Here is a 25,327-nt window from a genome sequence, read left to right as displayed (position 1 = left end):
GGAGCACAGTCATGAGCACCAGCACCCAGACCACCTGGGCTGAAGGCACCACCGCCCGCTATCTGACCCTGGCCGCGGAGATCCTGCGCGACCCCACCCTCACCGTCGACGTCACCGAACGGGACTGGGTGTACGCCTACACCTGCCGGGGATGCGGCGACCAGGCCAGCGGCTACCTGAAGAAGGTCATCCACCGCGGTGCCCAGCAGCACGCCGAGAAGTGCCGCGCCATGCCCCGCCCCTCCACGGTCTGACTTGCTGAAAGGAGGCGGGCCGTGACGCCGCGCCGCTACCAGTTCGACAACCCCCTTCCCGTTCCCAGGGAGTCGCATCCGCCGGTCTACCGGCCCGAACCGCTGCCCACCCCGACGGTCTACGACCAGCAACCGATCGTGGTTCAGCACATCCACCAGGCCGCACCCGACCGCACCGTGCAGCGTCTGGCCCTGGGGGCCGGCGCCGGGGGCGGAGCGGTGGCGGCCGGGGTCTTCCTCGGGCCGATGCTCATCACCGCCATGACCTCCCTGGCGGTGCCGCTCGCCTTCCTCGCCCTGGTCCTGGTCGCCGGAGCCTGGGGTGTTGGCACCGTCGTGAAGTCCGTCGGAGGCCCCGACGGCAAGGCGGCCGCCGCGAACGTCGCCAAGGCCCGCCGCAAGCACGGCTGACGGCTGCCCGCGCCACCCCGCCCGGCTGGTCGGTGGGGTGGCAAGGGGAGCTGGACAGCCCAGCTCCAGATCGGAGCGTCATGGCCCAGGAACCGCCGCTGACCGCCGCCGAGAAGGCCAAGGTCGCCTACTTCACCGCCCGCATGTGCAAGCGCTCCCTGGCGGGTGAGGACGTTGACCTCTCCGACCTTCAGCGCAAGGTCGACCGGGTTCTGGACGGCGCCGCGAAGCGCGGCGCCAAGACCGGCAAGTGACTGCGCCCCGGGGCGGCCGATGGCTGCCAGGCGAACCGACCGCCCCGGGCCTTCCCCATCCACACACACCTCTGTGCAGACAGGACTCCCAGCATGACGGACACCGTCACCCCCGCGGCGCACCTGCGCGCCGTACCGGACACCCCCGACGATGACGAGACCCCGGCGGCCCCGCCGGCAGTCGACAACCCCAACCTGCCCAAGCCCGGCGTGGTCAACGAGAAGCGCAAGCCGATCGTGGCCGGCTGGTTGACCAACCGCCGTGACTTCCTGGCCACCGCCCAGCACGCCGGCGCCAACCTCGGCTACGCCGCCCTCTTCCACGGGGCCCGCGTGCCGCTGTACGCCGCGCGTCTAACAGGGATGGCGCCGCGCGGCACGTGCCGCTTCATCGCCTCCACCAACCGGTGGATCTGGGACCGCGAAGCGGCCCCGCTGCGCGCGTACGCGGTGCAGCAACAGGACGTGGAGGCGTACATGCGTCTGGCCCGGCTGCGGGCCGGACGCGTTGGCCTGCGGGGCCTGGTCACCCTCGTCGCCCTGGTCTTCGGCATCGGATTCGCCCTGTGGCTCTACGTCATGGCACCCGCCCTGCTGTATGCGTTCGGGGCGGGCGGGGTGCTGCTGCTGGGCCTGGCCGGCCAGCAGCCCGACGCACCCGTCGTCGGCCCCGCGGTCCTCAAGACCGAGGTACAGAAGCTCACCGGCACGATCGTGCTGCGGGGGCTGGAGAGCATCGGCAACGCGAGGATTACCGCCGCCATCAAGAAGGGCGGCGAGATGAACGGCATGCGCTTCACCAGCGAAATCGTCCGCGACGGGCCCGGCTACCGCGCCGACCTTGACCTTCCTTACGGCGTCACGCCGGAGGACATCATGGAGGCCCGCAAGCCCCTCGCCTCGGGCCTGCGCCGCAAGGTCGGCTGCGTGTGGCCTTCCCCCGACCCCACCGAGCATGAGGGCCGGCTGATCCTGTGGGTGGGGGACAAGCCGATGAACGAGACCACCAAACCGGCCTGGCCGCTGCTGAAGTCCGGGCAGGTGGACCTGTTCAAACCGGTGGTGTTCGGCAACGACCAGCGCATGCGCGACGTGGTCGTCACGCTGATGTTCGCCTCGGTCGTCGTCGGCTCCATCCCCCGCATGGGCAAGACGTTCCTGATGCGGCTGCTCCTGCTCATCGCGGCCCTCGACCCGCGTGCCGAGATCCACGCGTTCGACTTCAAGGGCACCGGCGACTTCGGCGCCCTGGAGCCGGTGTGCCACCGCTACCGGGCCGGGGAAGAGAGCGAGGACATCGAATACGTCGTCCAGGCCCTGAGGGAGCTGAAGGACGAACTGCGCCGGAGGGCAAAGGTGATTAAGTCCCTGCCGCGCTCGCGGTGCCCGGAGTCGAAGGTGACCCCGGAGCTGGCCGGTGACAAGAAACTGGGCCTGCACCCGATCGTGGTCGGGTTCGATGAGTGCCAAGTCCCCTTCGAGCACGAGAAGTACGGCGCCGAGATCGAGGACATCTGCACCGACCTGGTCAAACGCGGCCCCGCGCTGGGCATCGTCGGCATGTTCGGCACCCAGCGCCCCGACGCCAAGTCCCTGCCCACCGGGATCTCCGCCAACGCCGTTCTGCGGTTCTGCCTGAAGGTGATGGGCCAGCCCGCCAACGACATGGTCCTGGGCACGTCCATGTACAAGGCCGGATACCGGGCCACCATGTTCTCCCGCTCCGACCGCGGCATCTGCTGGATGGCCGGTGAGGGCGACGACCCGCGCATCGTGGCATCCGCGTTCGTGGACGCCGTCGCTGCCGAAACCGTGGTGGCACGGGCGAGGAAGATGCGCGAGGAGTACGGCAACGTCACCGGCCACGCCATCGGCAACGGGCCGGAGAAGAGCACCAGCGCGGACATCCTGACCGATGTGCTGGCCGTGATGCCGGCCACCGAGAAGGCCGTGTGGTGCGAGCGGATCGCCGCCCGCCTGATCGAGCTGCGGCCGGAGACGTACGAGGGGTGGAAGGGTGAGAACGTCACCGCCGCCCTGAAGCCCTGGGGCATCAAGGCCGGGCAGGTCTGGGGCCAGACCGACGACGGCGAGGGCAAGAACCGCCGGGGCGTCGAACGCGCGGACATCACCGCCGCGATTACCCGGCGTGACGCCGATCGGGCCGCTGCCTGACCCAGCAGCGCTGCTAGACCTAGCAGCCCGCGCTGCTAGGTCTAGCACCCCCGCTAGCACCCCAAAGGGCCTGCGACCAGGCACCTAGCGTCTAGCGCCTGACCAGGCCCAACCCCCGAAACCGCCCAGGAATGGGAGTTGCCCCCTCATGCTCACCGCTAGCTCCGCGCTGCTGCTCCTCGCCATCGGTGGTTACGCAGCGTTGTGCGCCATCCAGCCGTTCGGCACCTGCCGCGCATGCCGCGGTGTCGGCTACCGCCTGCGCCGCACCCGCACCGGTGCGCTCAAGCGCGGCAAACCGTGCCGCCGCTGCCGCACCCACGGCAAGCGCCTGCGCATCGGCCGCCGCCTGCACAACCACGCCCGCCGCCTCCACACCGACGGCACCCGCGCCCACCCCACCACCCGCAAGGAGCCCCTGCCGTGGCAATAACCCTCTCCGTCGTCGTCATCCTCGGCGTCCTGCTCGCCCTGCTGCTCCGCTACAAGTCCCTCGGCACCGGCGCCGCCATCGTCGCCGTCCTCTTCGGCTTCTACCTCGCCAACACCGGCGCTCGCCAGACCATCAACGACCTGACCACCGCCATCGCGCACGCCATCTCCGGCCACTAGGACAACCGCATGCTCCGACTGCGCATCCAGCGCGCCACCTGGCCCCGACCGGCCCTCATCCTCACCGACACCCCCACCCCGACTGCCAATACTGCGAGGGCGACGGCGGCATCGAGCACGAATACGGCCACCCAAAGACCGGCGAGTACGACGGTTCCCGCTGGGAGCCGTGCATCTGCTGGAACCACGAGCGCCGCTGGCTCCTGATGCCCCTGCCCCGCCTTTCCCGGCGGCACCGCTGCACCCCCGACTGCCTCTGCAACGAACCTCCCTTCTAGCCCGGAAGGACCACTGACATGGGCTTCAACCCCACCGAGACCGTGACCGCGGAGCAGGCGTACGCCAACGCCCCACACCTGGTCGCCGAGATCGCTTCGCTCACCGCGGTCTCTGCGGACCCGGAGGCCGAACTGGGTCGCGAGTGGTACCTGCGCCATGCCGCTCTCCTGGACCGTGTCGCGCTGCGGCTCACGGCCTTCGACGACGAGCCCGGAATCGCCACGGCGGTCGAGGAGGCCGAAGCCTCCGCCGTCTACCTGCTCGACACGGACAAGGCCGGTGACGGCAACTACGGCGGCACCCCGTACTGGCCCGAGCACCCCGCCGCCGAGGCCAACCCCCGCGGCTACGTCCGCCAGGAGTACACCCTCTGGGCCGCCGCCCAGATGGACGACCCGTGGGCCAGCACCAACAGCTAGCAACGCCCAGGGCGGCCGCGTGTCTTTGGCGAGAAGGCGGCCGCCCTGGTCTCTCCCAGTCCTCAACAGACCTGTGGAGGTCTCCAGCATGACCCAACCCACCGACATCCAGCGAGAAGCACTGGCCCTGGCCGCCCTCGGCGTACCCGTGCTTCCCCTGCGGCAGGGGAAGCAGCCCTTCGGCAACTGCCTCCAGTGCGCGCGGAGCGCCTGCGGGGACCGGCCGCACATGAAGGCCGCAGGCCCGTGCCAGTGCCCCAGCCATGCCACGGCTGGGCCGCCGCCACCACCGACCCGCCGTCCTCACCTCCCCGGCCTGGAAGGCCGCGTGGCGCCAGGCGGTAGCCGTCGCCTACCACCCGGCGGGCGCCGGGCTTACCGTCCTCGACCTCGACAACGCCGCCGCCGTCACCTGGGCCCGCCAGACCCTGCCCGCCACGCGTACCGTGCCGACCACGCGAGGTGAGCACTGGATCTACCGCGGCACCATGCCCTCCGCAAACCGCGTACGCCCCGACGTGGACATCAAGTCCACGATGGCCTACGCCCGGTGGCTCGGGTCCGGCACCGGCACCACGGTTCCCCTCCCCGACGCCGTTCGCGCCCTGGCGGTGAAGGACACGGTGCGGCCCGCGTCGCACGCCATCACCGTGCCCGCATTGGCCGGGGCGGGGAGTGCCGTCATCGCACGCCTGCCTACCTGGAGCGTGGCATCTGCATGGCCGAGCAGCGCATCACCGAGGCGCGCAGTGCGGTCCACACGACCGTCTACCGGACGTTCCTCGCCGTGCTGTCCGCCCACGGCCGGTGCGGCTGCCTCACCAACGCCCACATCGCGCGACTGTTCACCGCCGCGCAGGCCAAGGGCGAATCCCTCCGGCACTGCACCGACGCCTGGGCCAACGCCCGCACCCGGCTGGGGATGTGACCGTGGCTGACGACGAGAAGAATCCCGCCCGCGAGGTCATCACCGACTACGCGCAAGCGCACTTCCGGTACTTCCGCACCGCCGACGGGACCGTGTACGCGCAGAAGAACGGCCACCCCGTGGCCCGCCCGATCCGCTCCCAGGGCACCACGGGCAGCCACCGCCAAGAACTCATGGTCGGCCTGTACAAGGACGGCCGCGGCGTCTTCAACGGAACCGCGCTCAAGGAAGCGTTGGACTTGATCGAAGCGCTCGCACTGACCGAGGACGTCCAGCCCGTGAACATCCGCGTTGCCCCCGGATTCGACGGGGCGACGTGGCTCGACCTGGGCCGCAGCGACGGGCAGTCGGTCCGCATCCACCCCACCGGGTGGGACATCGCCATCCCCGACCCACGCGAGGTGTGCTGGCGACGCACCCAGCTCACCGGGGAACTCCCCCTGCCGGCCAAGGACACCGACGACAAGGGCATCGACCTCCTGCTGAGGCTGTGCAACTTCGCCAACGCGGAAACCGAGTGCCTGGCCATCGCGTGGCTGATCGGCTGCCTCGGCCCGTCCGTGCCCGTCCCCGCACCCTTCCTCACCGGCCCCCAGGGCGCGGGCAAGTCCACCGCGGGGCGAATGCTCCTGCGGATCATCGAGGGCATGAGCAGTGACCTACGCCGTCCCCCGAAGGACGAGGAGAATCTGACTGCGGCCGTGGCGGCCGGGTGGGTCACGGCCCTGGACAACCTCTCCCACATGACCCCGGACCTCTCCGATGCCATGTGCTGCATCGTCACCGGCATTGAGAACGTCAAGCGCGCCCTCTTCACCGACGGGGACGTCTTCCGCGCCCGCTACCGCCGGCCCCTGCTCCTGACTGGCATCGACGTGGGAGTCATCCGCCCCGACCTCGCCGAACGCCTTCTGCCACTGCGGCTGGAGAGGCCCAAGGTCCGGCGCACCGAGGCGGAACTGTGGGCGGAGTACGAAGAGGTTCTGCCCGTCGTTCTCGGGTCCGTGCTCGATCTCACGGTCAAGGTCCGCGCAGCCGAGGCGGAGACTCCCACCGACCTGCGGATGGCGGACTTCGCGCACCTTTGCGCGCAGCTCGACGCGGCAACCGGCCTTGGAGCGCTCACCGCGTACCGGGCCAGCCTGGACGACCTGAACGACGACGTGATCGAGGGCGACCTCCTGGCGCAGACCGTCCTTAGGCACGCCGACACCATCGAGCCGGGCGGCGAGCAGCGGATGACCTCTACCGAGTGGCTGCACTGCCTCAGTCGCCTCTACACGGGCGAGGACTTCCGTCCCCTGCCCAAGGGGTGGCCGACCACGGGAAAGGTCCTCTCCGACCGGCTCAAGCGCCTCCAGCCGACGCTTGCCGCTCGGGGTGTCCTCATCGACACAGGCCGCACCAGCGAGGGCCGGTACCTCGAAATGACCCGCATGGCAGCCCCGCCGCCAGCCCAGGAGAAGCGGATGTTCTGACCCGCGCCCCCGTGATCGTCCGGACAAGCAAGAAGAGCACCCCCGGCCACAGGCGAGGCGTGCTCCTCTTGCTGTTCGGCGGGACGCCGGCCAAAGGACGCGCCGCGAAGCGGCTCCTTCTTCACGCTTTGAGGCGCACCGCACCACAACAGGCACCCCCTCTTTTGTCCTAAGAGGGAAGACGCTGCGTCATCTGCGTCATGCCAGCCGAAAAACAGCCCCTGACCTGCGGCGAAAGCCATGACGCAGACGGCGGTCTCTACGTCATCCTGCGTCATCTGCGTCATCTGCGTCATTCAATGACGCAGCCCATGACGCGCCGATGACGCACCTCCTCGCCGCTGCGTCACGCAAAGCCGCAGGTCAGAAGCCCCAATGACGCTGATGACGCAATGACGCAGAAATCCGCACCTCGGACAGTCGCGCCCCGACCCGCTACCGAATCTCGGCATTAAACCGCCGCTCCCCTGAGGAGACCCGCTGTGCCACGCGCAACCGCCGTTGCCACCCTCCGGGGCGGCCTCCCGGACCACTACCTGACCCCGGAAGACCTCTTGGAACTGTTCCGTCTGGACAGCGTCGAGACCCTCTACGCCTGGCGCAAGAAGCGCACCGGCCCGCCCGGATTCCGCGTGGGCAAGCACCTCCGCTACGACCCCGCCGCCGTCCGCGCCTGGGTCGCCCAGCAGGCCGTAGCCGAGGCCGAAGCCGCCTGACAACGCCAAGCCAACCGAACATCACCTCCATGCAGGGCGGGGCCCATGGTCCCGCCCTGCGGCATGCCCAGAAAGGACCGCCGACACATGGCCGGCCACATTCAAGACCGCTGGTACAAAACCGAGACTGGCCCCAGTGGGCAGCCTCGCCGAGTCAAGACCAGCCGCTACGGCAAGGGCATGCGTTACCGCGCCCGCTACATCGGCCCCGACGGCACGGAGAAGAGCCAGTCCTTCCCCGACAAGCAGAGGCGGCTTGCCGAGCAGTGGCTCACCCAGATCAAGGCCGACATGTCGCGCGGGCAGTACATCGACCAGCGTGCCGCCCGCATCACCTTCCAGGAGTTCGCGGAGAAGTGGGTGGCGACCCACACGACCGAGATCAACAGTCGGGAGGCGGCAGAGCGCCGGTTGCGGCTGCACGCGTACCCGTACATCGGGACACGCCCCCTCGCCTCCTTCCAGCCCGGACACATCCGTACCTGGCTGGGAGAGCTGGAGGCCCAAGTGCCCGCGTCCTCACACCGCCGAATCATCTTCGGGACCGTTTCCGCAGCCCTGAGCGCTGCCGTTGACGATTCGCTGCTCAGCAAGAATCCGTGCCTCGCTCGCTCGGTGCAGACCCCGAAGGCAAGCCCGTCCCGGGTCACGCCGTGGACATCCACGCAGGTGTTCAGCGTTCGCTCGGCGCTCCCCGAGCATTTGCGCGCGACCGTGGACGTGGCAGGCGGGTGCGGACTGCGGCAAGGTGAGGTTTTCGGCCTTTCCGACGACGAATTGGACTATGAGGGCGGCTGGATCGCCGTACGGCACCAGTTGAAGCGGATTCGAGGGAAGTTCGTCTTCGCTCCGCCGAAGGGCGGCAAGCTGCGCGACGTCCCCCTCCCCCGGGCCGTGGCCGCAGCGATGCAGGCGCATTCGAAAGCGCACCCCACCATCAAGGTGACGCTGCCGTGGCGCACACCGGACGGGCCACCCATCACCAAATCGCTCATCTTCAGCGGTAGGACGGGCGACTTTGTGAGGGTGAGCTATTTCGATGACTTCATGTGGAAGCCTGCGCTTGCCTCTGCCGGCATCATCCCCGAGCCCGAGGAAGGAGAGCGCTACGCCGTGGCGCGTGAGCACGGCATGCATGCTCTGCGGCACTTCTACGCCTCGGTACTGCTGGACGCCGGCGAGAACATCCGCGCCCTGAGCCAGTATCTGGGGCACTCCGATCCGGGGTTCACGCTGCGGACCTACACGCACCTGATGCCTACCAGCGAGGGGCGCACCCGCAGAGCCGTGGACAGTCTCTATTTGGCGTCCGGAAACCAAGATCACGGCCCAGAGACGGCCCAGGCTGCGTGAAACGGCCCCGCTTGGAGGTCAAAGCCCTGGTCGGGGCCCGATTACCACCAAAAGACGGAACTTCATCTACTTCTATCCGCTTTATACGGGCCTGCCGATCCCGAAGAGCGCCTGGCACCACCGGATGTGGTTCGACAGCTGGGTGTGAGCGCCCGCGAAGTTCGACAATTCCGTCACAGGCTTACAACAGCGCGTCACCGGACCGTGCCCGGATCGAGACTCGGGGCTCTCCCCGTGTCCCTTAGAGTGCGATGCACGTTCTTGTGTGCGTATTCAAGGACGAGGCTCCAGGGAGGGAATCGGTGGCATGCGCCGTGAGGTGAAGTACGGGCTGATCGGCGGATCGGTGGCCCTGGTGGCGGGAGTCGTGGGCGGCTTCACGCTGTTCGGGGGATCGGACGACACGCCGCAGGAGGTCCGGTCCGCGGGCGCCGCGGGCGGTGACAACGCGCCCAAGGTGCCGACCGGCCCGCTGTCCGCCAAGGAGGTGCAGACGGCCGGCCAGGAGTTCCTGACCGCCTGGCAGTCCGGCGACGCCGCCAAGGCCGCGAAGCTGACCGACAGCCCCGACACCTCGCGGGCGGCGCTCACCACCTTCGCCAAGCGGGCCGGCTTCTCCAAGGTGACGGTGACGCCCGGCACCCCCGCCGGCGACAAGATCCCGTACACCGTCGCCGCGCAGATCGACTACAAGGGCACCAAGGCGCCCTACTCGTACCGCACCTCCGCGACCCTCCACCGGGACAAGGCCACCGGCAAGCCGGTGGTCGCCTGGCAGCCGTCCGTGCTGCACCCGGACCTGGCCAAGGGCGACGAGCTGCGGACCGGCGAGGCCGAGGCGCCGCCGATCAAGGCCGTGGACCGCAACGGCGCGGTGCTGACCCCCGAGGCGCACCCGACGCTCGCCGCGATCCTGGACAGTCTGCGCGACAAGTACGGCGACAAGACCGACGGCAAGCCCGGCGTGGAGCTGTTCATCAAGCGCGCCAAGGCCGCCAAGCCGGCCGACCAGCAGCCCGACAAGACCCTGAAGGTGCTCTCCAAGGGGACCCCGGCACCCTGAAGACCACCCTGGACGCGAAACTCCAGGCCGCGGCCGAGAAGGCCGTCCAGGGCAAGAAGTCCGCCTCGGCGGCCGCGGTCAAGCCCAGCACCGGCGAGATCCTGGCGCTCGCCAATTCCCCGGCCAAGGGCTTCAACATGGCCACCCAGGGCTCGCTGGCGCCCGGCTCGACGATGAAGATCGTCACCTCGGCGCTGCTGATGGACAAGGGCCTGACCTCGCCGGGCAAGAAGAACCCGTGCCCGAAGTACGTCACGGTCGGCGGCTGGAAGTTCCAGAACCTCAACAAGTCCGAGATCAAGGACGGCACCTTCGCGCAGAGCTTCGCCGCGTCCTGCAACAACGCCTTCATCGCGCACGCCAAGGACCTCAGCGACGACGACCTGACCAACGAGGCCCGCGACGTCTTCGGCATCGGGCTGAACTGGCAGACCGGCATCCCCACCTTCGACGGCGCGGTGCCGGTGCAGCACGACGCCCAGATGGGGGCCTCGCTGATCGGCCAGGGCGGTGTGCGGATGAACCCGCTCAACGTCGCCACGCTCGCCGCGACGGTCCGCGCCGGCTCCTTCCACCAGCCGTACATCGTCGCCCCGTCGCTGGACAACCGGACCCTCGCCCGCGCCGCCCGCACCATGAAGCCGGCCACCCTCAGCGGGCTGAAGTCGCTGATGAAGCTGACCGCGACCTCCGGTACGGCCGCCGAGGCGATGTCCGGGGTCAGCGGTGACGTCGGCGCCAAGACCGGCTCCGCCGAGGTCGACAACCAGAAGAAGCCGAACGCCTGGTTCACCGCGTACCGCGACGACCTGGCCGCGGCGGCCGTCGTCCCGGCCAGCGGCCACGGCGGCTCCAACGCGGGCCCGGTGGTCCGCGCGATCCTCACCGCCCGCTGAGCGCGGGGGCGCCCGCGGTGGGCGCCCCTCTCACGCTCCGGAACCCGGTCGCATGGCCCGTACAGCTTTCGCTAGCGTGCGGGCCATGTCCCTTTCCCCCTCCGACGCTCCCTCCCCCACCTACCCACGCTTCGCCCAGGCCCTCGCCGACGTCTGGGCCGCCGGCACCCCGCACACGGTCTTCCCGCTCGCTCCCACGACGCTGATCGAGCACGCGCGGGACAGGGTCGTGGACGTGCGCGAGCGTTCCTCGTGACGCCGCTGGTCGTCGCGGCCGTCCTCGCGGCCGCCGTGACGCACGCCAGCTGGAACGCGATCGCCCACGGCATACGCGACCAGCTCCTCGCCTTCACCCTGGTCGGCGGCGGTGGCGCCCTCTGCGGCGCGGCCATGGCGGGCTTCACCCCCCTGCCCGCCGCCGGCGCCTGGCCCTACCTCCTGGGCTCCGCCGTCCTGCACATCGTCTACCAGGCCCTGCTCATGCGGTCGTTCCGGCTGGGCGACTTCGGGCAGATGTACCCCATCGCCCGCGGCAGCGCCCCGCTCGTCGTCACCGTCCTGGCGGCCGTCTTCGTCCACGAGATCCCCGGCCCCTGGGCCCTCGCGGGCGTGGCCCTCGCCTCCACGGGCCTGGTCGGCGTGGCCCTGTGGGGCGTCCGCGCCGCCGGCACCCGGCCGCACTGGCCGGCCATCATCGCGGCCCTCGCCACCGGCCTGTCCATCGCCTCGTACACCACCGTCGACGGCCTCGGCGTCCGCGCCGCCGGCACGCCGCTGGGCTACATCGCCTGGCTGATGATCCTCGAAGGCCTCGTCATCCCCCTCTGGGCGCTCGCCGTCCACCGGGGCCAACTCCTCACCGCCCTCCGCCCGTTCGCGGCCCGCGGCCTGGCCGGCGGTTTCCTCTCCGTCCTCGCCTACGGCCTGGTCCTGTGGGCCCAGACCCGCGCCGCCCTCGCCCCCATCGCCGCCCTCCGCGAGTCCTCCATCATCGTCGGCGCGGCGATCGGCGCGTTGTTCTTCAAGGAACGCTTCGGCACCCCGCGGATCGCTGCCGCGGGGCTGATGGTGGTGGGCATCGGCCTGATGTTGTATTCGGGTTGAACGACGCGGCCGAGCCCCTGGTCTTTGACCTTCCCCCCACCGGGCGGGGGCGCGGTTACCGGCGGGAGGGTGGGGGCCGGAGGGGGCGGGTTTCCGGACGTAAAGCGTCAGCAGTCCGGAAGCCCGCCCCCGGAGGACCACACCCGGCACTACCACCAAGCGAGCGCCCCCCCCCGGCCCTAAACCCCACCCCGCCGAAGGCGAAAAAACAGAAGAGGTACGGCGGGGCCACCCGACAACGCGGGAGGCGGCTAAGCGAAGCGCAGCGGCGGGTCAGCCGACAACGTGGGAAACAGCGCGCAACAGCGCTTGCGCTCGCGGGTCCGCCGTGACGTTCCGCTGCATCCCGTTCGTCACGTAGCCGAAGGCGACCCCGCTCTCGGGGTCCGCGCAGGCGAGTGCCCCGCCGCGGCCGGGGTGGCCGAAGGAGCCGGGCGAGAGCAGCGGCGAGGCCGGGCCGTGGAGCATGAAGCCGAGGCCGAAGCGGGTGGAGACCAGGAGCGTGCGGTCGGGGCCCGCGGACTCCTCGGTGCGGGCGAGGGTGAGGGTCGCGGGGGCGAAGAGCCGCGGGTGCCCGTCGACCGCGCCGATCAGCGCGGCGTAGCAGCGGGCCAGCGCACGGGCCGTGGCGACGCCCGCCGAGGCGGGGAGTTCGGCGGCGCGGAAGGCGGGGTCGTTCTCGTCGGGGCCCGGCGAGATCGCCGCGAAGGCGCGGCTCGTGAGGGAGGTCGGGTCCTCGTACGCCGCGGCGACGGTTTGCTTGGGGCGGACCCGGAGGCCGTGGGCGGCGGGCGGCGGCGGGGGCGTGACGGGGGCCAGCCGGCCGACCCGGGACTGTTCTGCGTCCGGCAGGCCGATCCACAGGTCCAGGCCGAGCGGCCCGGATATCTCCTCGGCGACCCAGGTGCCGAGGGTGCGGCCGGTGACCCGCAGCACCAGTTCGCCCAGCAGCCAGCTGTAGGTCTGGGCGTGGTAGCCGTGGTCCGTGCCCGGCTCCCAGGCGGGGGCCTGGGCGGCGACCGCGGCCGGGCCGCTGGTGCCGTCGAGGGCCTGGGCGGGGGTGAGCGGGGTGTCGAGGACGGGCAGCCCGGCGCGGTGGGAGAGGAGGTGGCGGACGAGGACGCGTTCCTTGCCGGCGGCCTTGAATTCCGGCCAGTACGTGCCGACGGGAGCGTCCAGGTCGAGCTGTCCGCGCTGGTGCAGCAGCAGCGGGACGACGGCGGCGATGCCCTTGGTCGCGGACCGGATCACCTGGGCGGTGCCGGCCTCCCAGGGTGCGGCCGTGCCGTCCGGCGCGCCGTCACCGTCCTTCGTACCGCCCCACAGGTCGACGACCTTCCGACCGTGCCGGTAGACGGCGACCGCCGCCCCCCGCTCTCCGCGTCGCGCGAAGTTGGCCATGAAGGCGTCCCGGACCGGCTCGAAGCCGTCCTCGACCGTGCCCTGGACGTCCACCACTGATTCCCGCTTCCCATTCATCCGTCGCTTTCGTGACCCATCAATGGTGCAACGCCCGGATCGGTGCTGATGACCAGGGCCTCGGGCCGTGGCGTTCGTCACACGGGAGCGGCGGCGCGGGCGGCGGGGCGGGGCCTCACCGCGGGACGGTGACCGAGCGCGGGTCGAAGCCGAACGGCAGCTCCAGGCGGTGGGTACGCATCAGCTCCTCGTCGCACAGCAGCTCCTGGGTGCTGCCGTCGGCGACCAGCACGCCACCGGAGAGCACGACGGAGCGCGGGCACAGCTCCAGCGCGTACGGCAGGTCGTGGGTGACCATCAGCACGGTGACGTCCAACGACCGCAGGATGTCGGCGAGTTCGCGGCGGGAGGCCGGGTCGAGGTTGGAGGACGGTTCGTCGAGGACGAGGATCTCCGGGCGCATGGCCAGGACGGTGGCGACGGCCACCCGGCGGCGCTGGCCGAAGGAGAGGTGGTGCGGCGGGCGGTCGGCGAAGTCGGCCATGCCGACGCGGTCGAGCGCCTCGGTGACCCGCGCGTCGAGTGCGGCGCCGCGCAGGCCCGCGGCGGCCGGGCCGAAGGCGACGTCCTCGCGGACGGTGGGCATGAACAGCTGGTCGTCGGGGTCCTGGAAGACGATGCCGACCCGGCGGCGGATCTCCGCGAGGTGCTGCTTGGCGACCGGCAGCCCGGCCACCGCGACGCTGCCGGCGCCGGCTTCGAGGATGCCGTTGAGGTGCAGGACGAGGGTGGTCTTGCCGGCACCGTTGGGTCCGAGCAGGGCGACGCGTTCGCCGCGGGCGACGGTCAGGTCGACGCCGAACAGCGCCTGGTGGCCGTCAGGGTAGGCGTAGGCGAGGCCGGAGACGGCGAGCGAGGGGGCGGTGGCGGCGGTGCTCAAAGGGTCCATCCCAGGAGGCAGACGGCGAGCGCGGCCAGCGGGAGGGCGGCCGCGCGGGTCCATTGTGTGCGGGTGGCGGTGGTGGCGTCGATGACGGGCATGGTGCCGGTGTAGCCGCGGCTGACCATGGCGAGGTGCACCCGTTCACCGCGCTCGTAGGAGCGGATGAACAGCGCGCCGGCGGACTTGGCGAGCACGCCCCAGTGGCGCACGCCGCGGGCCTCGAAGCCGCGGGAGAGCCGGGCGATCCGCATCCGCCGCATCTCGTCGGTGATCACGTCGCCATAGCGGATCATGAAGGAGGCGATCTGGACCAGCAGCGGCGGCATCCGCAGGCGCTGCAGGCCGAGGAGGAGTTCGCGCAGTTCGGTGGTGGCCGCGAGCAACACGGACGCGGCGACGCCCAGCGTGCCCTTGGCGAGGATGTTCCAGGCGCCCCAGAGGCCGGACTCGCTCAGGCTCAGCCCGAGGGCGTGCACGCGCGGCCCCTCGGCCACGAACGGCATCAGTACGGCGAAGGCGACGAACGGCACCTCGATCAGCAGCCGCTTGAGCAGGAAGCCGGCCGGGACCCGGGCCGCGACGGCGGCGGCCGCGATCAGCAGGGCGTAGAGCCCGAAGGCCCAGACCGCCTCGCGCGGGGTGGAGACGACGATCAGGACGAAGCAGAACACCGCGGCGATCTTGCAGTGCGCGGGCAGCGCGTGCACCGGCGAGTGCCCGTGCCGGTAGAGCTTGTGTGCGTGGCCGGCTCCCATGTCAGGCGCTCCCGGTGCCCTCGGCGGCCGGCCCGGCGTGCTGGGCCGGCCCGGCGTTCCTGCGGCGGCGTACGACCACGAAGACGCCGGTGCCGACGGCCAGGGTGGCGCCGACCCGATGACCCCGGCGAGCCCGCCGGCCAGCCGCGGGTCGGCGATGTCCGTGACGCTGTAGTCGGCGAGCGGCGAGTCCTTGGTGGCGTGGTCCTTGGTCTTGGCGTCGATGCCCTGGTCGTGGGCGACCTTCTCCAGGCCGTCGGGGCTGGCGGAGGCGTAGTAGCTGAGGCCGCCCGCGCACACCAGCGCGGCGGCGACCCCGGCCAGCCAGACCGGGCGGACGGAACGGCGCGGGGCGGCGGGGGTGGCGGCAGCGGCGGCCGGGACGGGCCTGCCCGCGCCCTCCGGGGCCAGCGGCGAGGTCCGCAGCTCCAGCGGCTTGGCGAGCCCGCGCGCCCCGTACACCAGGTCGGGCCGCACGGCGATCACCGCACCCACGGTCAGCGCGGTGATCACCGCCTCGCCGATCCCGATCAGCACATGCACGCCGACCATGGCGGCGAAGACCTTGCCGATCGGCACCTCGGCGGTACCGCCCAGCGCGTAGATCCCGGTGAAGGCGATCGCGGCGGCCGGTACGGAAACCAGCGCCGCGACGAACGACGCCGCCGTGACCGAACCGCGCCGCCGCGGCAGCACCTTCACCAGCAGCCGGAACACCGCGTAGGCGACCACGGTCGTCACGATCGCCATGTCGGTGATGTTGACGCCCAGCGCGGTCAGCCCGCCGTCCGCGAAGAGCACGCCCTGCATGAGCAGCACGACCGAGACGCACAGCACCCCGGTGTACGGCCCGACGAGTATCGCCGCGAGCGCCCCGCCCAGCAGGTGCCCGCTGGTACCGGCCGCCACGGGGAAGTTCAGCATCTGCACGGCGAAGATGAACGCCGCCACCAGCCCGGCCAGCGGCGCGGTCCGCTCCGCCCCCGCCCCGACACCCTGCCCCGCACCCGCCAGCTCGCGCCGGGCCCCGCGCAGGCTGACCGCGACCGCCACCGCGGCGACCGCACTGGTCGCCACCGACACCGGGGCATTGATGAATCCATCGGGTACGTGCATCTCAGGGTCTCCGCTTCAGGGTCTGCAACCCGCCAATGGTGAGGCTTACTGCAATAAAGTCGCAAGAGCGCCTTGAATGCGGGAGGGGCGTGCGCGCCCGGAGGGAGGCGCCACCGTGGCCTCAGCCGCCGCAGCGAAGGCGTCGAGCTGGTAACCAGCGGGAAATGAGTCGACGGAGTGCAAGGCTCATCAGAGCAGTGAGCACACGTGACGAGAGGGTAGGTATGTCGCAGGTTGAGGGCGCGCGCCTGTTCCGAGAGGCATGGATCGCCGGTGTGCGAGAGCACTTTCCCGGCGAGCCGAAGCCCGGCTACGTGACGCCTTGGGAGGACACCCCGGACTGGGAGCGCCAGGCTGCGGACGCCGTCTACGAGCAAGTACGCCAGCTACTGGATGTGAGCGCCGGCCACGCGTCGCGACTGACCTCCGAGCAGAAGAGCCGGTTCGTCGCGACGTGCTGGACGGCCCAAATGTTCAAGCACTTCGAGGAGCCGAAGCCCGGGTACGTCGCGGACTGGAGCGATCTGCCGGAGTGGCAGAGGAAGACTGACGCGGACATTTTTGAAGCGGTCGAGAAATCGCTGAAGTGATCAGCAGCGAAAGCCCCGCCGCTCCGAAGGTGAGGGAGTGGCGGGGCCTCGGTGGTTGTCAGACGTTGTCGAAGCGGTCCGCCTGAACGGCCGCCACGAACGAGGACCAGGCGGCAGTCTCGATGCTGAGCACGGGGCCATGCGGGGCCTTGCTGTCACGGACGGGGACCACACCACGCGAGGTGGTGAGGTTGGTGGCGACCTCGATGCATTGGCCGCCGTTGCCGCTGTAGGAGGACTTGAACCAATGGGGGGATTCGGTCGTCACGAGGAACCCTTTCGAAGCTGTTCGATCAAGGCCACTGATGCCGCTGGGGACAGCGCTTCGGCTTGCAACTGATGGTAGGCCGTGAGTATGGGCACCACGGAGGCGTTATCCCGTTCAAGATGGCCCCGCTGGGCAGACTCGGCGTAGGACATGATCGAGCGGTCCGGCATGGTGAGCACCGTGACCGGAAGGCTGAACGGTCGCCGCGCGCCCATGGAGAAGGGCGCCACCTGGAGCACGGTGTTCGGTCGCTCGGCGAACTTCAGCAAACGCTGGAACTGGGCTTCCATGAGGGTGGGATCGCCCATCGGGCGGCGGAGGCAACTCTCGTCAAGTACCGCAATGATCAAGGGCGATGGGGTGCGAGCGAGCGTGGCTTGCCTTCGCGACACCAGCTCAACCCGCTCTTCGGCTTGCTCAGGCGTGATGGCTTCGCGGCGCACGGCATCAGCTTCCAGCGCTGCCGCGTACTCAGGGGTCTGGAGTAGGCCGGGGATGACACCCACTTCGTACAGCCGGATTTCTACGGCCGCCCCTCGTACTTGACGTATTCCGGGAAGCCCTCCAGCAACGCGCCATGCTTGATCTCGCGGTACTCGTGCTCGAACGCGTCTGCGGTGCCCTCGGCCCCGAAGGCCCGGTCAATACTGCGCGAAAATCGGAGAGTTGGAGGCTTCCGACCATTTTCCACAGCGGAAATATGCACGCTGGAGTACTCCGTGCGGCCAGCAAGGTCCTCTTGAGTCCAGCCGCGCGCTTCCCGCCGGCTGCGTAAACGCGCTCCGAAGGCTGCTTGAGGGCTACGGTCCGGGTTCAACTCGTTCTTGTTCATGGCCCCTTCGCCAACCTTCCATCCCTTCCTGACACGTTGAACGCTTCCCAGGCGTGGGCCACGCTGAACCTCCCCAGTAGTCGAATCACTACGGAGAGGAGCGCACGACCATGACTGCCCCCACCCTCAGAACGCCGCAGCAGGCCGTCTTGGAGCTGAGTCGGCGCCTGGACGATGCGCTGCGCCTGGCCGGGCTTGATCCCGCCCCGTCCCTCGCGGCTCTTGACGAGATTGCCGGCGTCAAGAGCCACCGGATCCGTCCCGCCGCACTGGCGACCGCTCAGGGGATCGAGCTGACCGAGGTGCTGGGCGGCCGAGTGTTCTGGGCTGACACGTACGAGGTCGCGAGGGCGCTGGATGCCGCACTCCGCGCGGCAGGCGTCCTCGCGCCTCCGTCGCATGTCGTGTGGGGTACGGCGGGCAATCGGATCATCCCGCCATGGCTGTCGTTCGGTCAGACCGAGCAACTGGTGAAGAAGATCATGCAGGGGGCGCGGCAGTGAGCGGCTTCCAGGAGAACCCCGTGGAACTCCCGTGTCCGTACGAGGACCTCATCCCTGACCCCGTCCCCGGCTGCCCCAAGTGCGCCGAACTGGACGCCACTCGGTACAAGGCACGCAAGCGCCGAGAGTTCGCCGTGGCCGTCGTCGCAAGCCAGCAGATCCGGCACCACGAGCAGGGCCACCATGCCTGAGCAGCAGCCATCCCGTCCCGCCGTCAGTGAGCGGGAGGAGCGGGTCAGCGGGCCACCGGTCCAGCACGCTTACGTGTCCCCGGCGTGACATTCATCCCCGTTGAAGAACCCGTTCCGCCCTGTCCGTATCCCTGTACCCCCTGCGTGGAGAAGGGGCGCCAGTGAGGGCAGCCGTCCGGACTGCGCGGTAGCCCGGATCACCAGATACGCCCAGCTCGGCCGCGAGACCCCGTGCAGCGACCTGGAGCTGGGGAGCCCACACCGCCGGCAGTGATCGCGCGTGTGTGTGGAAGGGGCCGCCTGTGCTCACTCCCCCGAGTGCGGGCGGCCCATACAGACACCCGGCCCATCAAGCCGATGCCGACTCCCCGCCCGCCATGTCGGAACAAGCCGTAGTCGACCTCTGCCACACTCGAAGCGTCGGCAGGAGGCCCGATGGCTGAGTGGGCCAACTCCCGGTATCGCCTCCCGTGCAAGCGTGGCGCGACGCTCGTCCGCGTGACAACTCGTCCGCTGAACGCACCGTGACCCTGCTCCGGCCATGCGCCGGAGCAGGGTCACGTTCGTGGTTACGGGCAGGGGCTACTTACCCCCTCCACCCTGCGGGGACGGCTCGCGCGGAGCCTCCGGGGGCATGGGGCCGCCGTCATGCTTGCCGCCGTCCGCCTCCATGTCCGCCGGGTGTAGGAAGGGAACGCCTCGCCACCCTTCGGCGTCCGGCGTGCGTGTCTCGTACGTCTCAACAGCAACGGCCATCTACCAACCTCCTCTTTCGCGAGGGGCCATGCCGCCGTACCGTCGAGGCATGGCCCATAGGCCGCAGAGGGATTCCTCTGCGGTAGGTCACCCGTCCCGGCTGCTCGACTGTCCAGGTTCCGCCGCCGGGGCGGGAGTCTTCAGGTTCCGACTATCGCCGGGCAGATGTGGCAGACCCACATGCCGGCCTGCTCTTCAGACATGGCGTACCCGTGAGGGCAGAGCATTCACTGACGCCCCTTGGATCGGCAGTCCGGACACAGAAACGGACACGGTGGCACCTTCGCTCCCTGCGGGAGAAACACCACCTTCGAGCACCCATCCAGCCTGCCGCCCAGCGGCGCCCACCAGCCCTCTGCGCGGTCTGACTTCGGCGTATCCAGCAGCCAGGGATCCAAGGACAGTTCAATGGGCGTTTGCCTGTATCGAATCGGGCTGGTCATGACCCCTCCGCCGTTCACCTCGCGCGTCGCCTCGATGACGACAACGCTAGGAGTCGGCGCGGTTCAACTCACAGTCAATTGCACGCGATTGCAAGGCAATCACCTCAGCGAGGCCATGGCTGACGCGATCAACCCACGAGCCTTGTCGCCGTAGAGCGCGAGATCGGCCAGCATGGCGAACGTGTCGGCGTACGCGCCTACCTCACTGGGCTGCACGAGCGTGAGATAACCCGACACAAGCTCTACGTTGACCTGCGACTTGTCGAAGATCCAGAACCCTTCTACCGGCATGCGTGTGCGGCCGGTCCTGGCCGGGATTACTCCAAGACTCACGTTGGGCAACGTGCCGACCGTCAGCAGGTGCTCAAGTTGTTCCACCTGCATGTCGGCATTGCCCAGGGCGTTGTGCAACACCGACTCCTCAATCAGGAATGCGAATTTCTTCTGCCCTTCGTACAGGACGCGCTGACGGTCCATGCGGGCGGCGACTGCATCGGCTACGTCATCGATGGCTACCCGCCTTCGCTGGACTGCGCGCAGCACATCTTCCGTGTAGCCGTAGGTCTGGAGTAGTCCAGGCATGAGCCACGACGAATAGCACCGAAACCAACGGGTGCGTTTGAAGAGTGGCAGCCGCCCTTCCTGTGCGTGCTTGAGACCTGTTTGCTCCATCCGGCGCCAGTCGATCCACATGCCCTCAACAGCCCGCAGAGAGGCTATGAGGTCCTGCGCCTGTTCCTCCGCGCCGCACGCCTGGCACCACGCCAGGATGTCGTCAGCGGATGGTGAGGTTTTGGCGGTGGCAATGCGAGACACCTTGGACGGGTGCCAGCCGCACGCCGCAGCGAGCTGTTTACCTTCCAAGCCGGCGTCCCGGCAGATCTCACGGAGACGGTCTGCAAGCACCTGCCGGGCTGCCTGGACGCTGGACGATGACGAGACTGCCATGGGTCAGACGGGCTTGTATTCCTCGTGCGGGATGGCTCGCTCCCACACCGCTTCAAAAGCCAAACTCACGAACTCGATGACAGCTGGTTCAGTGCGCCACTCGCGGTCGACTACGTCGCCTGCGCCTGAGAAGTACGTGAACAGCACTGACCTTTTGTCGAACATCCACAGGTCGGTTCCTGGGAGCGGAATGTCAGCGGCCTTGCGGCGGGGGAGCCATCGGACCAGTTCGCCTGCCGCAACGTTGGCGAACGACATGTCGTGTTCGTATCGGATGTAGTCGGTTACCGGCTCCGAGACGATGCGGGCTCGCCTGATGACGACTCCGCGGGCTGTCGTCTCAGTCGCCAGGTCACCCCAGGACCCCCAGTAGTCCGGCAGTTTCGTCGGATCGTTGTCGTACCGGTGCCCCGCTCGCCAACGTGCGAACTCGGGATCATCTGGGGTGTAGATGTCGCGCATCTCCAAGTGCACTGCGGAGTGCTGCGCCTTGGCGAGCCCTTCACGTACGGGGTACTTCACCGTCTCCGTCCTCCGGTCGAGGGATGTACTTCAACATCACGGCCGGCAGCCGGATGATCGTCTCGTGATCCGGCACATCTGTGGAGTGGCCGGAAACCGAACCGATCCCCTGGCACGCTGCGGCCTCGTCGTCTGTGGCCTTGTAGGGCTGGACCAGCAGATCTCCGCTGTCTCGGTCCAGCCGAGATGGTGGGAGAGTCGTCGAGGGGCGCGATCGGGATGATCCCTAAGAAACGTAGCTGCATGCCGTCCTCCTCGGGCGAGGCAATTGCGCTCGTTGCACGACCATCACCCTGGGGGCGCAGGGCTTCAAGGGGGCCTGGCTTCCCGGTCCGCGGTTTCATCCTCCCTTACGCCAGCGACGAGCCAGCCCGGTGGTGGGCGGGGTGGTGGGCGGGGGTGGTGGGCGGGGGTGGTGGGCGGGGGTGGTGGGCGGGGGTGGTGGGCGGGGGTGGTGGGCGGGGAGCCTGCTCGCTCGGCGCTCGCGGCTCCGGTCGCCCTCGGCCCGTACTCGTACTCGTACTCGTACTCACCGCGCCGATACGCCGCACGTACAGCCGGGGTCGAATGCCTGCTCCCCCGACCGGCCGAGTCGCCCATCACCCACCCGGCCGAGTTGCCACCCTCTCCCCCGCCCGAAACCATGGGGGCGTGAGCGATGTACCCGGGGCCGTCGGGCCTCGTATGGGGACGGACGTCGTCGAGGCGGAGGGGCGGCTGCGGGGGATGCCGCCCGGGCCGGGGGCGCCGCCCGGGTCGTACCTGCGGTTTCCGCATCTGCACGGGGATCTGCTCTGCTTCGCCGCCGAGGACGATCTGTGGGTGGCGCCGATCGCCGCGGCGGGTGCGGAGCCGGAGCGGGCCTGGCGGCTGACCGTGGACCGGACGCGGGTCGGGCATCCCCGGTTCTCGCCGGACGGGCGGGACATCGCGTTCACGTCGTGGCGCAGCCTGGACCCCGAGGTGCACCTCGCGCCGGTCGACGGGGGCCCGGCCCGGCGGCTGACGTACTGGGGCAGCACCGACGCGCGGGTGTGCGGGTGGACGCCGCCGGATCATGAGGGGCAGGCGCACGTCCTCGCGGTGTCCTCGCACGGGCAGCCGTTCTCGTACTACTCGTGGGCCTACAGCGTGCCCACCGACGGCAGTCCGGGCGGGAAGCTGCCCTGGGGGCCGGTGTCCGACATCGCGGTCGCCGACGTCGAGGGGGAGCGCCGCACGCTGCTGCTCACCGGCAAGCCGCCGCACGAGCCCGCCTCCTGGAAGCGCTACCGGGGCGGGGCGATGGGCCGGATGTGGCTGCACGGCACCCGGCTGCTGCCGGATCTGTACGGGCATCTGGACTCGGTGATGTTCGTCGGCGGGCGGATCGCGTTCCTGTCGGATCACGAGGGCATCAGCAATGTGTACTCGTGCCTGGGGGACGGGACGGATCTGCGGCGGCACAGTGATCACGCCGATTTCTACGCCCGGCACGCCTCGACCGACGGCGAGCGGATCGTCTACCAGTGCGCCGGCGACCTCTGGCTGATCGACGACCTGGGCCCGGACGCCGTACCGCGGAAGCTGGCGGTGCGGCTGGGCGGGCCGCGGGCCGGCCGGCGCGGCTACCAGGTCCCGGCCGCCTCGCACGTCACCTCGCTCGCGGTGGACGCCACCGGGCGGGCCAGCGCGGTCGGCGTCCGCGGCAGCCTGTACTGGCTCACCCACCGCGACGGCCCGGCCCGGACGATCCACGACACCCCGGGCGTCCGGGTCCGGCTGCCCGAGATGCTCGGCTCCAGCGGCCGGATCGCCTACGTCACCGACGCCGAGGGCCCGGACGCCATCGAGATCGCCAATCTGCCGCGGGCCAGCGACCCGGGACGGCCGCGCCGGCTGGCCGCCGGTGAGCTGGGCCGGGTCCACGAGATGACGTCGTCGCCGGACGGTGAGCGACTGGCGGTGGCCTCCAACGACGGCCGGCTGCTGCTGGTGGACGTGACCCGGCCGGACCAGGAGAGCACCGAGGAGGACCGCTCGGCGGAGGAGGTGGCCGCCGGTCCGGGCGGGGTCACCGAGCTGATCCGGTCCACCAACGGCCCGGTCCGCGACCTGGCCTTCTCGCCCGACTCGCGCTGGCTGACCTGGTCGCATCCCGGCATCGGCCGCTCGCTGCGGATGATCAAGATGGCCCGGCTCTCCGACCGGCTCGTCGTGGACGTCACCAACGGCCGTTTCGAGGACGAGCAGCCGGTGTTCACCCGCGACGGCCGCTATCTGGCGTTCCTGTCCTGGCGCGGCTTCGACCCGGTCTACGACGTGCACACCGGCGACCTGTCGTTCCCGCTGGGCTGCCGTCCGCACCTGGTGCCGCTGTCGTCGGCGACGCCGTCGCCGTTCGCGCTGTCGCCGGAGGGGCGGCCCGCGGCGGGCGGACTGGACCCGGACGAGAACCCGCCGACGTCCGGCGAGGGGCCGGTACTGGTGGAGGTCGAGGGGCTGGAGAACCGCGTCACGCCGTTCCCGGTCGCGGCGTCCAAGTACTCCTCCCTGGAGCCGGTCAGCGGCGGCGGGCTGGTCTGGCTGCGCTGGCCGATCTCCGGCGCGCTGGGCGAGACCTTCGCCAGCCCCGACAACACCTCCGGCAAGCCCACCCTGGAGCACTTCGACCTGATAAAGGCCCGGCGCACCGAACTGACCAGCGCGATCGACGAGTTCGCGCTCAGCGGCGACGGCTCGCGGCTGGTCGTCAACGACGACGGCGAACTGCGCGCGGTCCCGGCGACCGAGCCGGCGGACAGCGATTCGATGGTCTATCTGGACCTGCGGCGCATCCTGCACGACGTCGATCCGGGTGCGGAGTGGCGGCAGGCGTACGAGGAGGCGGGCCGGATCATCCGGGCGTACTTCTGGGAGCCGCGGATGTGCGGCATCGACTGGGACGCGGTGCTCGCGCAGTACCGGCCGCTGGTCGAACGGGTCGCCTCCCCGGACGAGTTCGCCGATCTGCTGCGCGAGGTACTGGGCGAGCTGGGCACCTCGCACGCGTACGTCACCGGCGCCCGGCGCAACGAGGGACCGCCGCACTACCAGCGCGCGATCGGCCTGCTCGGCGCCAACTTCGTGTGCCGGGACGGCCGGTGGGTGGTGCAGCGGATCCTGCCCGGTGAGTCCTCCGACCCCAAGGCGCGCTCGCCGCTGGCCGGTACGGGCATCCGCGAGGGCTCCGCGCTCACCCACGTCGACGGGCGGCCGGTGGACCCGGTCACCGGCCCGTACCCGCTGCTGGCCGCGGCCGGCGGCACCACCGTCGAGCTGACCTTCGCCCCCGCGGAGGGCAACGGGCACGCCCGCCGGGTCGCCGTGGTGCCGCTGGTCGACGAACGGCCGCTGCGCTACCAGGACTGGGTCGCCAAGCGCCGCGCGGTGGTGCGGGAGCTGAGCGGCGGCCGGTGCGGCTACCTCCACATCCCCGACATGGGCGGCTCCGGCTGGGCGCAGTTCAACCGGGACGTGCGGATGGAGATGTCGATGCCCGCGCTGATCGTGGACGTACGGGGCAACGCCGGCGGCAACATCTCGGAGCTGGTGATCGAGAAGCTGACCCGCACCATCATGGGCTGGGACCTGACCCGGGACGCCGAGCCGGTGTCGTACACCAGCAACGCCCCGCGCGGCCCGGTCGTGGCGGTCGCCGACGAGATGACCTCGTCCGACGGCGACATGATCACCGCGGCCTTCAAGCTGCAGGGCATCGGCCCGGTGGTGGGCATGCGCACCTGGGGCGGGGTGGTCGGGATGACCGGCCGGCACCGGCTCGGTGACGGCACCACGATCACCGTCCCGATGAACGCGGCGTGGTTCCGGCTCTACGGCTGGGGCGTGGAGAACCACGGCGTCGAGGTGGACATCGAGGCGCTGCGCTCACCGCTGCACTGGGCCGAGGGACGGCATCCGACGCTGGGCGTGGCGGTGCGCACCGCGCTGGAGCTGCTGGAACGGCATCCGGCGGCCACGCCCCCGGACCTCTCGGACGTACCGGACCGGCGGCGGCCGGCCCTGCCGCCGCGCGGCGCGGGCGACGACGCCGAGGAGGCGGCGGGGGCCTGAACCGGCG

21 protein-coding genes and 5 pseudogenes are annotated in these 25,327 nt (G+C 70.2%); 18 read left to right on the top strand and 8 right to left on the bottom strand.

Features of this window, described 5'->3' with window-relative positions; genetic code table 11:
- Window positions 1–11: 11 nt before the first annotated feature.
- The 14 genes and pseudogenes from OJ254_RS12470 to OJ254_RS12400 all read left to right on the top strand — a co-directional run bounded on the left by OJ254_RS12470 (window position 12) and on the right by OJ254_RS12400 (window position 11,942).
- A complete protein-coding gene (locus OJ254_RS12470) occupies window positions 12–254 on the top strand; it encodes a hypothetical protein (RefSeq protein ID WP_265362378.1) in 243 nt (80 codons plus the stop codon).
- A gap of 21 nt (window positions 255–275) precedes the next feature.
- Window positions 276–665, top strand: coding sequence for a DUF6251 family protein (locus OJ254_RS12465; RefSeq protein ID WP_265362377.1), 390 nt, complete (start codon window positions 276–278; stop codon window positions 663–665).
- An 80-nt stretch (window positions 666–745) separates the two neighbouring features.
- The gene (locus tag OJ254_RS12460; protein WP_265362376.1) at window positions 746–919 is read left to right on the top strand and encodes a DUF6257 family protein; all 174 of its coding nucleotides are present in this window, start codon (window positions 746–748) and stop codon (window positions 917–919) included.
- A gap of 93 nt (window positions 920–1,012) precedes the next feature.
- Window positions 1,013–3,094, top strand: a complete 2,082-nt coding sequence (locus tag OJ254_RS12455) for a cell division protein FtsK (protein WP_265362375.1) — start codon at window positions 1,013–1,015, stop codon at window positions 3,092–3,094.
- Window positions 3,095–3,242: 148 nt separating this feature from the next.
- Window positions 3,243–3,527, top strand: a complete 285-nt coding sequence (locus OJ254_RS12450; protein ID WP_265362374.1) for a hypothetical protein — start codon at window positions 3,243–3,245, stop codon at window positions 3,525–3,527.
- Window positions 3,518–3,706 carry a hypothetical protein gene (locus OJ254_RS12445; protein WP_265362373.1) on the top strand — a complete coding sequence of 63 codons (189 nt, stop codon included), beginning with the start codon at window positions 3,518–3,520 and terminating at the stop codon, window positions 3,704–3,706. The genes OJ254_RS12450 and OJ254_RS12445 overlap by 10 nt, the downstream gene beginning before the upstream one ends.
- Window positions 3,707–4,002: 296 nt before the next feature.
- Entirely contained in the window at window positions 4,003–4,404 is a 402-nt protein-coding gene (locus OJ254_RS12435) for a hypothetical protein (RefSeq protein ID WP_265362372.1), read from the top strand.
- An 88-nt stretch (window positions 4,405–4,492) separates the two neighbouring features.
- A pseudogene (locus tag OJ254_RS12430) lies at window positions 4,493–5,332 on the top strand (bifunctional DNA primase/polymerase).
- Between the two features lie 2 nt (window positions 5,333–5,334).
- Complete coding sequence (locus OJ254_RS12425; protein WP_265362371.1) at window positions 5,335–6,810, top strand: ATP-binding protein; 1,476 nt, start codon at window positions 5,335–5,337, stop codon at window positions 6,808–6,810.
- A gap of 482 nt (window positions 6,811–7,292) precedes the next feature.
- Window positions 7,293–7,526 carry a helix-turn-helix transcriptional regulator gene (locus OJ254_RS12420; protein ID WP_265362370.1) on the top strand — a complete coding sequence of 78 codons (234 nt, stop codon included), beginning with the start codon at window positions 7,293–7,295 and terminating at the stop codon, window positions 7,524–7,526.
- Between the two features lie 87 nt (window positions 7,527–7,613).
- Complete coding sequence (locus tag OJ254_RS12415; protein WP_265362369.1) at window positions 7,614–8,879, top strand: tyrosine-type recombinase/integrase; 1,266 nt, start codon at window positions 7,614–7,616, stop codon at window positions 8,877–8,879.
- A 307-nt stretch (window positions 8,880–9,186) separates the two neighbouring features.
- A pseudogene (locus OJ254_RS12410) lies at window positions 9,187–10,838 on the top strand (penicillin-binding transpeptidase domain-containing protein).
- 151 nt (window positions 10,839–10,989) lie between these two features.
- Window positions 10,990–11,094: pseudogene (locus OJ254_RS12405) on the top strand (YbaK/EbsC family protein); the annotation flags it as partial.
- Window positions 11,091–11,942 (top strand): DMT family transporter, encoded by an 852-nt coding sequence (locus OJ254_RS12400; RefSeq protein WP_265362368.1) that lies wholly within the window; start codon window positions 11,091–11,093, stop codon window positions 11,940–11,942. The pseudogene OJ254_RS12405 and the gene OJ254_RS12400, both read left to right, overlap by 4 nt.
- A 273-nt stretch (window positions 11,943–12,215) precedes the next feature.
- Here OJ254_RS12400 and OJ254_RS12395 read toward each other — a convergent pair whose 3' ends face one another.
- The 4 genes and pseudogenes from OJ254_RS12395 to OJ254_RS12380 form a co-directional block, all read right to left on the bottom strand.
- Window positions 12,216–13,400, bottom strand: a complete 1,185-nt coding sequence (locus OJ254_RS12395; protein WP_265362367.1) for a serine hydrolase domain-containing protein — start codon at window positions 13,398–13,400, stop codon at window positions 12,216–12,218.
- Between the two features lie 136 nt (window positions 13,401–13,536).
- The gene (locus OJ254_RS12390; RefSeq protein ID WP_265362366.1) at window positions 13,537–14,310 is read right to left on the bottom strand and encodes an energy-coupling factor ABC transporter ATP-binding protein; all 774 of its coding nucleotides are present in this window, start codon (window positions 14,308–14,310) and stop codon (window positions 13,537–13,539) included.
- The gene (gene cbiQ / locus OJ254_RS12385; protein ID WP_265362365.1) at window positions 14,298–15,059 is read right to left on the bottom strand and encodes a cobalt ECF transporter T component CbiQ; all 762 of its coding nucleotides are present in this window, start codon (window positions 15,057–15,059) and stop codon (window positions 14,298–14,300) included. Before cbiQ ends, OJ254_RS12390 begins: the two co-directional genes overlap by 13 nt.
- A 1-nt stretch (window position 15,060) precedes the next feature.
- Window positions 15,061–16,175: pseudogene (locus OJ254_RS12380) on the bottom strand (energy-coupling factor ABC transporter permease).
- A gap of 224 nt (window positions 16,176–16,399) precedes the next feature.
- Between OJ254_RS12380 and OJ254_RS12375 the strand changes: the two are divergent.
- Window positions 16,400–16,765: a hypothetical protein gene (locus OJ254_RS12375; protein ID WP_265362364.1), complete on the top strand. Its 366-nt coding sequence runs from the start codon at window positions 16,400–16,402 to the stop codon at window positions 16,763–16,765.
- A gap of 58 nt (window positions 16,766–16,823) precedes the next feature.
- Here the strand turns inward: OJ254_RS12375 and OJ254_RS12370 are convergent, their stop codons facing one another.
- Together OJ254_RS12370 and OJ254_RS12365 are read right to left on the bottom strand one after the other, a co-directional pair.
- Window positions 16,824–17,033, bottom strand: a complete 210-nt coding sequence (locus OJ254_RS12370; protein WP_265362363.1) for a DUF397 domain-containing protein — start codon at window positions 17,031–17,033, stop codon at window positions 16,824–16,826.
- Window positions 17,030–17,865, bottom strand: a pseudogene (locus tag OJ254_RS12365) (helix-turn-helix domain-containing protein). The gene OJ254_RS12370 and the pseudogene OJ254_RS12365 overlap by 4 nt, the downstream one beginning before the upstream one ends.
- 110 nt (window positions 17,866–17,975) lie before the next feature.
- Between OJ254_RS12365 and OJ254_RS12360 the strand changes: the two are divergent.
- Both OJ254_RS12360 and OJ254_RS12355 read left to right on the top strand, forming a co-directional pair.
- Window positions 17,976–18,368: a hypothetical protein gene (locus OJ254_RS12360; RefSeq protein ID WP_261950969.1), complete on the top strand. Its 393-nt coding sequence runs from the start codon at window positions 17,976–17,978 to the stop codon at window positions 18,366–18,368.
- Between the two features lie 20 nt (window positions 18,369–18,388).
- Window positions 18,389–18,559 carry a hypothetical protein gene (locus OJ254_RS12355; protein WP_265362362.1) on the top strand — a complete coding sequence of 57 codons (171 nt, stop codon included), beginning with the start codon at window positions 18,389–18,391 and terminating at the stop codon, window positions 18,557–18,559.
- A gap of 1,298 nt (window positions 18,560–19,857) precedes the next feature.
- Here OJ254_RS12355 and OJ254_RS12350 read toward each other — a convergent pair.
- Both OJ254_RS12350 and OJ254_RS12345 read right to left on the bottom strand, forming a co-directional pair.
- Window positions 19,858–20,706: a helix-turn-helix domain-containing protein gene (locus OJ254_RS12350; RefSeq protein WP_261950966.1), complete on the bottom strand. Its 849-nt coding sequence runs from the start codon at window positions 20,704–20,706 to the stop codon at window positions 19,858–19,860.
- A 3-nt stretch (window positions 20,707–20,709) separates the two neighbouring features.
- The gene (locus OJ254_RS12345) at window positions 20,710–21,228 is read right to left on the bottom strand and encodes a DUF6879 family protein (protein WP_265362361.1); all 519 of its coding nucleotides are present in this window, start codon (window positions 21,226–21,228) and stop codon (window positions 20,710–20,712) included.
- Window positions 21,229–21,954: 726 nt separating this feature from the next.
- Here OJ254_RS12345 and OJ254_RS12335 point away from each other — a divergent pair.
- Window positions 21,955–25,320, top strand: coding sequence for a S41 family peptidase (locus tag OJ254_RS12335; RefSeq protein ID WP_265365133.1), 3,366 nt, complete (start codon window positions 21,955–21,957; stop codon window positions 25,318–25,320).
- Window positions 25,321–25,327 lie beyond the last annotated feature (7 nt).

It is taken from the genome of Streptomyces endophytica, from assembly GCF_026153355.1.
GTDB lineage: Bacteria > Actinomycetota > Actinomycetes > Streptomycetales > Streptomycetaceae > Streptomyces > Streptomyces endophytica.
The sequence above is the reverse complement of the archived record's forward strand: the minus strand, read 5'-3'. Positions and strand labels throughout refer to the sequence as shown.

Bases quoted from the DNA above. Each gene is read 5' to 3' on its own strand.
- OJ254_RS12470 (WP_265362378.1), top strand. From the start codon at position 12: ATGAGCACCAGCACCCAGACCACCTGGGCTGAAGGCACCACCGCCCGC.
- OJ254_RS12460 (WP_265362376.1), top strand. From the start codon at position 746: ATGGCCCAGGAACCGCCGCTGACCGCCGCCGAGAAGGCCAAGGTCGCC.
- OJ254_RS12455 (WP_265362375.1), top strand. From the start codon at position 1,013: ATGACGGACACCGTCACCCCCGCGGCGCACCTGCGCGCCGTACCGGAC.
- OJ254_RS12450 (WP_265362374.1), top strand. From the start codon at position 3,243: ATGCTCACCGCTAGCTCCGCGCTGCTGCTCCTCGCCATCGGTGGTTAC.
- OJ254_RS12435 (WP_265362372.1), top strand. From the start codon at position 4,003: ATGGGCTTCAACCCCACCGAGACCGTGACCGCGGAGCAGGCGTACGCC.
- OJ254_RS12415 (WP_265362369.1), top strand. From the start codon at position 7,614: ATGGCCGGCCACATTCAAGACCGCTGGTACAAAACCGAGACTGGCCCC.
- OJ254_RS12390 (WP_265362366.1), bottom strand. From the start codon at position 14,310: ATGGACCCTTTGAGCACCGCCGCCACCGCCCCCTCGCTCGCCGTCTCC.
- cbiQ (WP_265362365.1), bottom strand. From the start codon at position 15,059: ATGGGAGCCGGCCACGCACACAAGCTCTACCGGCACGGGCACTCGCCG.
- OJ254_RS12375 (WP_265362364.1), top strand. From the start codon at position 16,400: ATGTCGCAGGTTGAGGGCGCGCGCCTGTTCCGAGAGGCATGGATCGCC.
- OJ254_RS12360 (WP_261950969.1), top strand. From the start codon at position 17,976: ATGACTGCCCCCACCCTCAGAACGCCGCAGCAGGCCGTCTTGGAGCTG.
- OJ254_RS12350 (WP_261950966.1), bottom strand. From the start codon at position 20,706: ATGGCAGTCTCGTCATCGTCCAGCGTCCAGGCAGCCCGGCAGGTGCTT.
- OJ254_RS12335 (WP_265365133.1), top strand. From the start codon at position 21,955: ATGCCGCCCGGGCCGGGGGCGCCGCCCGGGTCGTACCTGCGGTTTCCG.